Source organism: Streptococcus sp. A12 (assembly GCF_905372335.1).
Classification (GTDB): Bacteria; Bacillota; Bacilli; order Lactobacillales; family Streptococcaceae; genus Streptococcus.
On sequence record NZ_CAJPOU010000040.1, the window covers coordinates 1 to 12,182 of the forward strand.

Here is a 12,182-nt window from a genome sequence, read left to right on the forward strand (position 1 = left end):
AAGGCCAATCAGGACTTTTATCCAATTCATCAAGAAGGAATAAAACAAATAACAGCAGGCAATACTGAAGGCTATATCCCTCCTACCAAAATTAAGTTTGATGTTTATGCTCCAGGGGGTGAAATGATTAAAGAGGGAATTCGATATGATATTGGAGATGAGACTACACCAATTTCACAAATGCTAGGATTAGGATATCGTCGACTCAACGGTCAATCTGAACTAGCATCGATGGATGAAGAAATTCTTTCTCAGCTGGAAAATAGAGTAGTGAATAAGGAAATTTCCCTGGAAGCGAATGAATCAGCTCGATTGATAGAAGAGGGAGAAGGTCAAACTCCTGATACAAGAGAAGCGGTAGCTTTTCAATCTTCTAAGCAAGAAACTAAAACTAATTTGCTTCAGCATGTAGAGGAGATTCTGAAAGAGGAATCTATTTCGAATTTGGAAACCCCTGAAATAAACTCAAGTAGTATTGATTATGCTACTTTAACGCCTCATGAATTAAGTGAAGTTGCTTTTCAAAAAGTGAGAGAGTACACAGAAACACCTGAACGGTTAGAAGAGTATCTGAATTTTATGAGTAAGTTTCCAGAACTCTCGCCTAGAAATGTAGCGTTGATTCAGGAACAGTGGCCAGGAGCGAATGCAGTCGCAACCTATAATCAATGGCAATCGATGGGGGAAGTTCTTGGGATTAATTCAGATCAGGTATTTGAAACTAGAAATACCTATACCAATAAAAAAACAGGTCGAACAAGAGAAGTTGTCCATAACAATCTTTCAGTTAAGACAGGAGAAAAATCACATATTACCTTGTTTAGACCTATGATGGTTGAAATGATTCCTGTATTGGATGAAAATGGGAACCAAGTAAAAAATGGAAAAGGCAATCCAAAATATAAAAGACTTTCTGAAGCGACACCTGAAGAAAAGGCTTTGAAGAAGGAAGGAAAATTGAAATCTCGCTTCTTCCATGAAAGAGATTCAAATACAGGCTTAGCTAAATTCGCTACGTATAAGGTATTTGAGTTGTCTCAAACAACCTTGAAGCCTGAATTTTATCCAAAAGCGATGCCAAATCGTCACTATGACTTTAATATGGATCATATTCGTACTAAAGAAGTGCTAGAAGGACTTTCCGATTATGCAAATAGTATCGGTGTAACCATTTATCAAGACGATGCAAAAGAGTTGAGGAGTGCGAAGGGAGCTTTTTATCCAGATGAACAAAAAATACTTTTGAATCCAGATAATACTCCTGGAGAAGTCGTTGCAACCACAATTCACGAGTTAGCGCATGCTAGTCTACATAATCCTAAACTTGCTAACTCGTATAAGGAGGATGTCTCAAAAGATCGTAGAGAACTTGAAGCTGAGATGACAAGTTATCTAGTTTCTAAGCATTTTGGGTTAGATACCTCTGAGAAAGCCATTCGCTATATGGCAATTTGGACTGATAATTTGACCTCTCTTGACGATCAACAACTAGCGCAATCTATGAAACGGATTCATGGAACAGTATCTAAGATTGTAAAAAGTGTTGAGCAACATACAAAGCCTTATCAGTTAAACAGACAGGTGGTACAAAATCAAAATTTTATCCAAAGCCCAAAGAAGGGACTTAAAGTCTAGAAAGAGTGCTCTTTAAGAGCCTCTTTTTGCATATAAAGTTATATAACTTTATATGCTGTTTTTTGATATCAACTCACTCTATCCCTTGTCGATGTCCCTTTACAAAAGATTTTTTAATTATAGCTTACAATGACAGAAAATGAAGTAGAAGGAGAATGATATGGTTATAGTTATTCTGGCTGAAAAAGAGAAACAAGCAGAAGCTTATGCTACAGCTTTGGGAGAATTTAGTAAAAAGAAAGGTATCTATGTCATTAGGCAGTCACTCTATTTTCCAGCTGAAGTACATGTGGTAGCTGCTGAAGGGCACCTATTTGAATACAGCGAACCAGACAACTGGTCACTTGATAAATTACCTCTTACAAATGTTTCATTTAAGCAACATCTGAAAGAGGACAAGGGTTCCAGAGAAAAATTTAAGAGAATCTATGATGAAGTGGTAGCAGCGGATCAAGTGATTATTGGGACGGATGCTGATAGAGAAGGAGAGCGTATTGCGTACTCTATTTTATCGCACATACCAGGAGGCAAGGAGAAAATTTGGAAACGTCTTTGGGCAAGCTCCATGACAAAGAAAGCTCTTCAAAAAGCTTTTCAGGAATTAAAGGAACCTTCAGAAACCTACAATTACTATTTAGAAGCTGAAGCACGTGCACAAAGTGATTGGTTGGTAGGAATGAACTTATCACCTCTTGCAACGATTGATCTTCAAGCAAGAGGACAACTCCCTCGAACAAAAGGTAGCCATCTATCGGTTGGTCGAGTTCAAACACCAGCGATCAGACTAGTTTGTGAGAATGATTTAGAGATTCGCAACTTTACTCCAGAAAAATATTGGAAGCTTCAGCTGGAGGATAAGGAAAATGGGGTATTCTTTACTACCAAAGATAAAACTAAAGATAGTGAAGCTATTTTAGCCTCTTCAAGGGGATTATCAGCCACCTCTATTGTTTCTTCAGTTGAGGTAGAAAAACATCAGAAATCAGCTCCACAACTATTTACCTTGTCAGCATTACAAAGTTTTGCAGCAAGCGCCTGGAAATTTGACTCAAATAAAACAGAGAGCATTGTTGAGGGACTGTATTTGGAAGGTTTTCTCTCCTATCCACGACCAGACTCAGAATACATCAATCATTTTGAATTTGACGATTTAAAAGAAAATCTATCTGCCTATCAAAAAGCTATTAATTGTCATTTTCAGCCAGCGTTTTTGGAGCCTAGAGAAGATTATGTCAATGATGAAAAAGTGTCTGGTACGAGCCACTCAGCCTTGATTCCGACTGAAAGAATTCCAAACCTTTCAAATTTAAAAACTGATCAACGACTGATTTATGAAGCAGTTGTGAAGCAGGCAATCTTGATGTTTGCGGATGATTGTTATTATTCAACCAAAACAATTGAAGTAGAAAATAATGGTCTTGTTTTTAAAACAAAGGGTAGAACGCTTCATAAATTAGGATGGGCTGAATGGAGTTCTCGAAAGGTACGAGGTTCTGTTGAAGTTCCTGATTATCAAGTGGGAGATAAAATTGATACACAAGTCCAGATTGTAGGGGGTGAAACAAAACCACCTAAAAGACTAACTGAAAGCCAATTGATTGGCCAAATATTTCCTAAATATGGCTTAGGAACACAAGCCACTAGAGGAGAAATCATTAAAAAAATTCAGAGTAAGGGTTATGTCATTAAAGATAAAAAAACAGGTCAACTAACTCCTACCAACAAGGCCTATCTACTGATTAATTATCTCTATGATAATGAGTTCTCTGATCCAGAGACAACAGGAGGCTGGGAAATGTTTCTATCTCAAATTGGAGAAGGGACAATCAATCCACGAGAATTTGTGGATGCGATAAAAGATAAGCTCACTCTTCAAATCAAGGAAGTAAAAGAAAGAGGTGATTAAGTGTGACTACTGAAGAAAAGAAAAAAACACCCTACTTAGATCGTTATACAGATAATTTGACAGAAAAAGTTTCAAAAAAAGCAGAAGATTATCAGGTTTACGGACGTGATAAGGAAGTAGAAGCTGTTCAGACCACTCTTCTCAGACGAACTAAGAATAATCCCATTTTGGTAGGAGAAGCTGGAGTTGGAAAAACAGCTATTGTTGAAGGATTTGCTTTAGCCATTTTAAGAAACCAGGTATCTCCCAAATTAAAAGACTTGACCGTGCGCTCTCTGGAACTATCTAGTTTAATGTCAGATGAGGATGGAGGATTTATTGTTAAGTTTAAAAAAATTATTGAGGAGATGGTAGAAACTAAAGGAGAGAATCTTCTCTTTATTGATGAATTTCATACTATTGTTGGTGCTGGTGGTTCAGATAAGGGCGCTTTGGATGCTGGAAATATTATTAAACCAGTTTTGTCACGTGGTGAGATGCAATTAATTGGCGCAACTACATTGGATGAATTTCATGAATATATCGAAACGGATCGAGCGCTAGAGCGAAGGATGCAGCCAATTATAGTTGATGAGCCAACAACTACTCAAGCGATTGAAATTCTTGAACAAGCTAAAACTATTTATGAAAACTTTCACCAGGTGTCTATTAGTTCCGATGCTGTAAAACAAGCTGTACTTCTATCTGTTCGCTACATACCTGATCAATTTTTACCTGATAAAGCCTTTGACTTAATAGATGAAGCAGCGACAATTTGTTCTACAAATGGGTTAGGCCATGTAGGTAAGCAAGAAATTGCAGAGGTGCTGAAAAATAAAACAGGTATTCCTGTCACGACGATTTTGAAAGGTGACAAGGAAAGGCTAGATGGTTTAAAAGAAAAGCTGTCACGACGTGTTAAAGGCCAAGATGAGGCTGTAGAAGCTGTTGTGAACGCTATAACTGTTGCACAAGCTGGCTTACAGGATCAAAGAAAGCCCTTGTCTTCCTTCATGTTTTTAGGAACTTCAGGAGTTGGGAAAACAGAGCTTGCCCTGGCATTGGCAGAGAGGATGTTTGATGATGAGGATGCAATCATTCGCTTTGATATGTCTGAGTATAAACAAAAGGGAGATATCACAAAGCTGATTGGTGATCGTCAAACTAGAACGAAAGGTCAATTGACTGAGAAGATTAAACAGAAACCTTATAGCGTTATTCTGATCGACGAGGTGGAGAAAGCACACTCGGAAGTTGTAGATTTATTTTTGCAGGTGCTTGATGCAGGACGTTTGACTGATTCAACTGGAAGGCAAGTGAGCTTTAAGAATACGATTGTCATTATTACTACGAATATTGGTTCTCAAAAAATTATTAAGCAGTACGAATTGAAAGGGAATTTTAAAAAGCTAACCGATAGGGATAAAATTCAGTTTGAAAAGAGCATGACGTTGGAGTTGGAGACTAAATTCCGACCAGAATTTCTCAATCGAATTGAATATAAATTGATTTTTAACATGTTAGACGAGGAAGTGAATAAGGAAATTATTGTCAAACAGCTATCAGAAATTCAAGAAAGAATGAAGAATAAAAAGTTGACTCTCTCTTACGAAGAAAGTTTGGTTACTTATTTATTGGATGTAGGAACAAATATAAAGGACGGTGCACGGCCACTTGAAAGAGTGATTAAGCATAAAGTACTTCCTTTAATTTCTAAAGAGTTTCTGAACTTATCTGATCCCAACCAAGAGTATCATTTTCATCTTTGGGTAGAAGGTGATGCACCAGATGAGTATCACCGTGAAGACAAAAGAAAAATATTATTCGAGGTCGAAGCTGAAAATACGTCATTTGGTAAAGCTTTATTTTCTTAAAACTCACCTTAAAAAAAAATGATTGTCCCTTTAAAAAATTTTTTTCAATTATCTATTATACTAACGTTGTCAAAAAAACAAAGGAGGATTTCTATGAAAAATTATTTGACAAGACAAATTCAGCAAGTAAAAACAAAATCACAGATGTTTTTATTGAGCCTTTCCCTATTCCTAACAGGATCTACAGTGTATGCGGACGATCCATTTGTTAAGTCGGATAACTTGGCAAAACAAGGAATTACAAAAGTTCAGCTAGTCAGTGTTGCGCTATTTGGTCTAGCTGCCGTTGTCACCTCGCTCATTTATGCGTTTGGTGGACGGGAGTTAAAAGCCTCAATGAAAAAACATTGGGTATCAATTGCAATTGCAATTATTGGTGTTTCTGCAGGTCCAAGTATCATTGAATGGATTTTTGATTTTGTGAAAAATTAAGGGGTGGTGATATATGGCTTTTGCGCTCTTTAATAAAGGTCGCTGTACGATTACAGATGACTTATTTCTAGAAATCACCTGGGAAGATGGAAGAGGTCCAGAGGATGATAGTGAGTTGCTTGATATCATCAAGGGATTGGATCATATTTCTGATTTTTCTCAGCCGATTGCAAAAAGTTTGCCCTACCTAACATTTCACCAGGCGGAGTTGTTATTTAGAGAGTTGAAACAAGCGTATGGTCAGTTTCAGCTGAAAAAAGTAGCAATCGCCCATCTGGAAGGGAAAAGCGTAGTGACAGAAGGAGAGGTTTACGCTAGTCCCTTCCTCATTACAGAAGACTATGAAAACCTCTTGCTTCCCCTCATTCAAGCGATACTTACTCGCTCTGAATTTGCAAATTATAGCTATCAAGAAAAAAGGGAGTATTTTGAGAACCAGATTTATCCTGTATATAAACAAAGTATGGGATTGTCTGATTCTTCTCTTCCTATTTTCCCAGCTGAAGGTGAGACGATGGCTGTTTCACAACCCAATCGCCTACCACCTGTTCCAAATGCAAGGGATCAAACAGATGTTGTTTCTCCCGTATCTCAAAAGCAGTCAGTTTCTCTGAAGAAATTTTATCTATTCTTAGGTTTTTTAGGAGTGCTTGCAGTAGTAAATATCGTTGGTGTATTTTTTGCTTTCGCTCAACTATCAAGCCAGTCTGAACAAGTGATCTATCTCTATCAAGAACTGAAAAATACCCAGGACTTAGTAGATAAGGAACATCAAATAGATGTCTTCAGTCGTTATTTCTTACCTAATTATTATTCTGGTAAAAAGGAAAACTTAACAGACTTCCTGTCAGATGGAGATGCCAAATACACCGTTCCAAAAGAAGGAACGGTGCAGTCAGTGATTCTTGAGAAACTAACCTATGATTCAAAAACAAAAGAATATACGGTGACCTATGTCCTATCTGTAAAAGAAGGAGAGAAGGCTTCCAGTATTCGATTGAGTTTCTCGGTTGAGACTTCTAAGTCTTCTAAATATGGCTATGTCATCACGACAGAACCCAAAGCATCTGAATACATCAAAATTAAAAAGTAGAAAAGGAAACGTATCATGACTAAAAAACAATTACTCACACTATTAACTGTGTCCGCTCTTGCGCTATCTAAAGCTGGGTTTATCTCCGCTGATGAAGTGGCACCTGTTGATCCAAGCGCACCATCTACAGAAGTGGTAGTACCGCCAACGGATAGTACCCCTCCAGCCACAGATACTGGTTCTTCTGATACTGGGACAACGCAACCAACAGTTCCAGTAGATCCATCCACACCAAGCACACCAACAGAACCTAGTACTCCCACAGATCCAAGTACATCGGATCCAGTAGTGCCGACAAATCCATCTACTCCAGGAACTTCTACAGAACCATCTGACAACAACGGAAATAATGGTAATCCAACTACGCCTGGAACAACCGATCCGTCAACTAATGGAAATGGAGGGGCTACCCCTACATCACCAAGCGAAGAGTCGAAGAATCCAGCTCCAATGCCAGAACCTAATCGGACGTTTGATCCGTTTGAAACGAATGGTGGTCAAACCGTTGTCGGTACCCAAAATAGTCAGGTAGTCGTACAACAAGCTGATGGCAGCACTAATTTAGTCTCTGCCGAATCTATAGGCGGTAAGACAAATGCAGATGGTACGGTTACTCTAACTTCAGCCTCAGGTGAAATGAAAACGTTGCCTAAAACAGGAGAAGAAGCTGGTGGTTTCCTAAGTCTACTAGGAACTATCATGCTGACAAGTTTAGGATTCCTGAAGAAGAAAATCTTCTAGGGGTAATTCATTATTCATTTAGACCGAGATGTCATTAAACTAAGATCAAAAAAAGAAAAGGAAATTCACTATGACTCAAGAAACTAAACAAATTTTTTCCCTTCGTAAATTCAAAACAGGGACTCATTCAGCGCTACTGGCTAAATATGGAATTGTTCTTGCTACTACGGCAGTCCTGATGGGGGCAGGAGCAGTCTCAGCTGATGAAGTAACAACTTCTCAAACAAAACCAACAACAGAAGTGGTTGCTCCAGCAGCTGGTCAAGCATCTGTTAGTGCGGAAACCTCAGCCAAAAAACAGTCAGCTGTGACAAGTGACATCCCAACGTCTGTTCCAGCTCATACGACACAAGATCAGGCAGTTACAGCCGTTGAAGATGCACAGGCAACCTTGAAAGACAATGTCTCTACAGCGAAAGACACAGGTGTTGTCGTGAAGGAGGGTGACACCAAAGAGGTTGTGATCAACAGTGGTAACGCAGCTGAAAAGACTTCTGAAATTCTAACTGACTTGAATCAACAGGACAAGGCAGTCAAGGAAGCGACAGAAAAACAAGCAGCTAATCAAAAAGCCTATGAAGAAACAAGTAAAGAACATGAAGCGGTGGTCAAAGAAGGACAAGAACACCTAGACAAGTCCACTGCTGAAGTTGACCAACTCATCGATCAAGCTAAAAAGGCGGGGCTCCTTGTTACTGAGACCACAACAGATCAAACACCAGAATATAAGGGCACTAAAGGCCTCACAGGCGATGAACTGCGCACAGCTATGGCTGAAAACTTGGAGCTTTACCAGGCAGCTATCAAGGCAGGAATTACCCTTCAAGATAAATCCGTAGCTGACTTAAAAGCGACTCTAGCCCTTTATCAAGCCAACCAAAAAGCTTATACCCAAGCAAATACGGCCCTTAAAGATGCCAAGTCATCTGGAGTTGCGGAGCTTGAAGGAGCAGATGGTCGTCAAAACCAAGTGATTGACTTGGCTAAAAAAAATAATGTTCCAATTGATGTAAAGACCGAAACGGTCCATCCTAAGTATATTGATACCAAAGGCCTAACTGGAGATAAGCTCTATCAAGCTATTCAAAATAATATCGCAGTATATCAAAAAGCAGTCGCAGATAGCGTAGGGAAACAAGACGCTTCCACAAAAGAAGCACAGGCAAAACTGGATGCCTATCTCAAGGCCCTTGCGGATTACCAGGCAGGGATTGGTAGGGAATCAGGCGTTAAATGGGCTGAAAATACAACGGTTGAAGCGGGTACTGCTCAACGAATGACAGGAGATGAACCAGCAGTTTCTTGGGGCAACCTACGTACAGCGGCTGCCGATGCTATCCAATCCTTAGACCGCAACCAAAATACAGATGCCACGTTTGATTATATTTTTAAAATCAATGGTTCTGGTACGGTCATCATTAAAAATACAAGTAATGGCGATGTAACCCTTAAAATTAGTAACATCCAGGCATGGACGGCTGAAAATACCTACTTAGCTGTTTGGGGTGCTAAAGATGGTGGGATTGCTTGGGGTGTATTTGCCACAACGCATGGTACGGTGACTGGCGGTGCTGGTGAAGGTGCAACTGGCGGGAATGTAGGAGCTACAGGTGCGATCTTTGCTATGGTTAAATCCTATGATTACGAAGTGTCAACCAGCAATACCGTTTCAACAGTAACCTTCAATGACATTGACAATAATCAAACAGTGACCTTAAACGGTCTGGATGGAGCCAAACTCGTGAAAGGGGGTAATGTCACTCAATCAGGGAATAGCTACTCAGCTGGTACTGGTGATGTGTCACAAGCCACAGGTGGGGTGATTGACTCAAATGGTGTGCAGTTTAACTTGGATACAGCTAAGAAGGTCGTTTTTAGCGGAACTCATTACCTGCCTGGTTACATCAACACGTCCATTGTTGCAGGTATCTTTGGAGTTGCTTCTGAAGTGCCGAAAGAGCCAAAGAAACCAAATTTAGAAGTCAAAAACCTAGATGTGAAGGTTCCAGAAGCACCAGAAGCACCAAAACCAATTGCTGTAGCAGTTCAAAAAGCAACGGTTAAGGCACCTGATGCGCCAGAGGCTCCAGCTCCAGTAGAAGTCAGTGTGCACTACTACAAGATGACTACAACTCCAGAAGAGCCAACACCAGTTCCACCTACCCCAGTTCAAAAAGCAAGTGTATTGCCATCTACTGGGGAAGCAGGGAGCGTCTTAAGCATTATTGGTGGTGTGTTACTATCAGGATTGGCTCTTGTTGGTGTTCGTAAGCGCAAGGAAGACTAATTTGATATCATAATAACATTGGTCACAAGGAATAAGATAAGGTACTTGTGGCCTTTGATCATCAAGGAGGTTAATGTAATGCAAGAATTCATTGCGAATGGTCGTGTGTCAGACATTCCAGAAGATGCAGTTGGTAGAACTGCTAATGGACATGTTAGTTTTAAGTTTGACTTTGCCTGTGATTCTAGTTTACAGGGGAATGACGGAAACCCTTTGACTAGCTTCTTTCATGTACAAGTGTATGGAAAACAAGCAGAAATTATGTCGCAAAGTCTGTCAAAAGGATCTCCTATTTTGGTAAAAGGAGAAATTGTTCAGCGGACTTATACAAATAATCAGGGGCAACGTCGGAGTTACCAATATATTGCCCCAAGTCAACATGATGGCATTACTTTTTTAGAAAGTAAAGAGGTAGCAACGAAACGAAAACAAGGGAACTTGACTCCTTCTCAATCTGCAATTTCTCAAATTTCATCTTATCCAGAGCCAATAGATGTGGATTCCCCGTTCTAAAGGGATTGAAAGCATACAAGAACACTTGTGTGCTTTTTTATTGTCTATTTATTGTATAAAAGGTATATAACTTATGATATAACAATATCTTTTGTCCCTTTAACAAAGAATTTGATATTATCCCTTAGAATAGAGGGGAATTAAGAGATAATAAGAAAGGAGTGCAACAATGGCAAGACAAAAATACAATTATCTGTCTGATGAATTGATTGCAGAATCTCTTCAGGTGACCAATTACTTAGAACAAAGTCGATCCAGTCGATTGAATGTTCTTCAGTTGGATGGAGAGAAATGGTTAGAAAGTTACTTTCACCGTTATGAAAAAGCCTCTCCAAGGCTACAGTTTCACATATTTCTCTTTTCGAGCTTCTATACTCGAAAAATGGAATGGTTCTTGGAAGGTGTGAGGGGGTAGTAGTTTGTTTGAGTTATTTGAAGTAGTATTTTACACCCTTATCCAAGTGATTCGAGCCAGTTGGTTCAATACCCTCCTTTTTCTAGGAGTCGCAGGTTATTACCTCTTCAGACTCTTTCAACCTTACTTTTTAAGGCAGTATCAAAGGTTACTAAAAAGCAAGAGTTTTCTTCAGCAGATTTTTAAAAGAGGTTGGAAAGGTCGCAAAGCGATTGATTGGGAACAGGTATGGAAGCAATCAGCCAGAGGGCTGTTCGAATGGGTAAAGTTATTGATTCCAAAAATCATTGCGCTTATCTCCCTCATCCTTTGGAATGTTTTCTTCAGGATATTTTATACCCTCCCTTTTGTCAAACGAGAACGGAAACGTTTTGATAAAGAAATGAAACCGATTCTTTATTTTAAAAGTTATCGCAGCTTCGTTTATATGGGACTAGGTTTTAGCTTTATTGCTTTTATCTTGACGAATTACTTGGTTACTGTTTTAAGGGCTACAATCCGCTTTCTCTATTTTAGTGTTTGGTCGTTTAAAGATGCTAGTAAGGCCGTAAACTTTGACTTAAATAGCCTCTTATTTCAAAGTTTATTGAACGCTAAAGTGTTCTTGATAGCACCGATTTTAGCATTTCCAATCTTTCTATTGGGCTTACTTATTGCCTGGAAATCTGCTTGGATAAACTTCGAGCAATTTCGAGACTATAACAACAATGAAGAGGGAGATGACCGATTTGTGACGATTAATGAAATTCGTCGTCAATACAAGAAGATTCCCAATAAATCTTTAACTTATCCAGGTGAAGGTGGGGCTCCAGTATTTCATGAACTGACTCATGATTTAGTAGGACAAACACTGAGAACCCAAATGTTATGGCAAAATAGGAAAATCAGTCGATACGTGACCAATGCAGAACGGATTTTAGGAATGTTAGTTTTTCCTTCAGGTTACTACTACATTGAAGACAAGCCGACGAATCTGTTAGGGATTGGGATGACTCGCTCAGGTAAGGGGGAAGGTCATATCACTACAGGGATTGATATTAACAGTCGTGCAGAATTGCAGCCATCAATGGTTCTAGCAGACCCGAAAGGGGAGCATTATCAAGCATCCTACAAACTCATGAGACAACGTGACTTTGATGTCAATGTTCTTTCTTTCCAAAATATGGATTGGTCCATGTCCTACAATCCTCTAGCTTTGGCCATAGCAGCCGCAAAGAAGGGCTACTATGAGAAGACTCAAACTTATGTCAACGCAGTCGCAGAATCCATTTATCCGAAACAAAAAGGTGGAGAGAAGGGAAATGCTG

At 39.3% G+C, this 12,182-nt stretch carries 10 protein-coding genes; all 10 read left to right on the forward strand.

Annotated elements, in window-relative coordinates; all coding sequences use genetic code 11:
• On the forward strand, positions 1 to 1,635 hold a 1,635-nt coding region (locus QZ158_RS06275; protein ID WP_366928198.1), incomplete at its 5' end, for an LPD25 domain-containing protein.
• 160 nt (positions 1,636 to 1,795) lie between these two features.
• On the forward strand, positions 1,796 to 3,541 hold the full coding sequence (locus QZ158_RS06280) for a DNA topoisomerase (RefSeq protein WP_293886806.1): 1,746 nt from the start codon (positions 1,796 to 1,798) through the stop codon (positions 3,539 to 3,541).
• A gap of 2 nt (positions 3,542 to 3,543) precedes the next feature.
• Positions 3,544 to 5,394: an ATP-dependent Clp protease ATP-binding subunit gene (locus QZ158_RS06285; protein WP_293886808.1), complete on the forward strand. Its 1,851-nt coding sequence runs from the start codon at positions 3,544 to 3,546 to the stop codon at positions 5,392 to 5,394.
• Between the two features lie 93 nt (positions 5,395 to 5,487).
• The gene (locus tag QZ158_RS06290; protein ID WP_293886810.1) at positions 5,488 to 5,826 is read left to right on the forward strand and encodes a conjugal transfer protein TrbC; all 339 of its coding nucleotides are present in this window, start codon (positions 5,488 to 5,490) and stop codon (positions 5,824 to 5,826) included.
• A gap of 13 nt (positions 5,827 to 5,839) precedes the next feature.
• Positions 5,840 to 6,919, forward strand: a complete 1,080-nt coding sequence (locus tag QZ158_RS06295; protein ID WP_293886812.1) for a hypothetical protein — start codon at positions 5,840 to 5,842, stop codon at positions 6,917 to 6,919.
• 96 nt (positions 6,920 to 7,015) lie between these two features.
• The gene (locus QZ158_RS06300) at positions 7,016 to 7,660 is read left to right on the forward strand and encodes an LPXTG cell wall anchor domain-containing protein (protein ID WP_366928199.1); all 645 of its coding nucleotides are present in this window, start codon (positions 7,016 to 7,018) and stop codon (positions 7,658 to 7,660) included.
• Between the two features lie 70 nt (positions 7,661 to 7,730).
• The gene (locus QZ158_RS06305; RefSeq protein WP_293886816.1) at positions 7,731 to 9,947 is read left to right on the forward strand and encodes an LPXTG cell wall anchor domain-containing protein; all 2,217 of its coding nucleotides are present in this window, start codon (positions 7,731 to 7,733) and stop codon (positions 9,945 to 9,947) included.
• Between the two features lie 78 nt (positions 9,948 to 10,025).
• A complete protein-coding gene (locus QZ158_RS06310; protein ID WP_293886818.1) occupies positions 10,026 to 10,460 on the forward strand; it encodes a single-stranded DNA-binding protein in 435 nt (144 codons plus the stop codon).
• Between the two features lie 169 nt (positions 10,461 to 10,629).
• Complete coding sequence (locus QZ158_RS06315) at positions 10,630 to 10,875, forward strand: hypothetical protein (RefSeq protein ID WP_000113751.1); 246 nt, start codon at positions 10,630 to 10,632, stop codon at positions 10,873 to 10,875.
• 4 nt (positions 10,876 to 10,879) lie between these two features.
• A partial coding sequence (locus QZ158_RS06320; protein ID WP_293886825.1) for a type IV secretory system conjugative DNA transfer family protein occupies positions 10,880 to 12,182 on the forward strand: 1,303 nt, incomplete at its 3' end.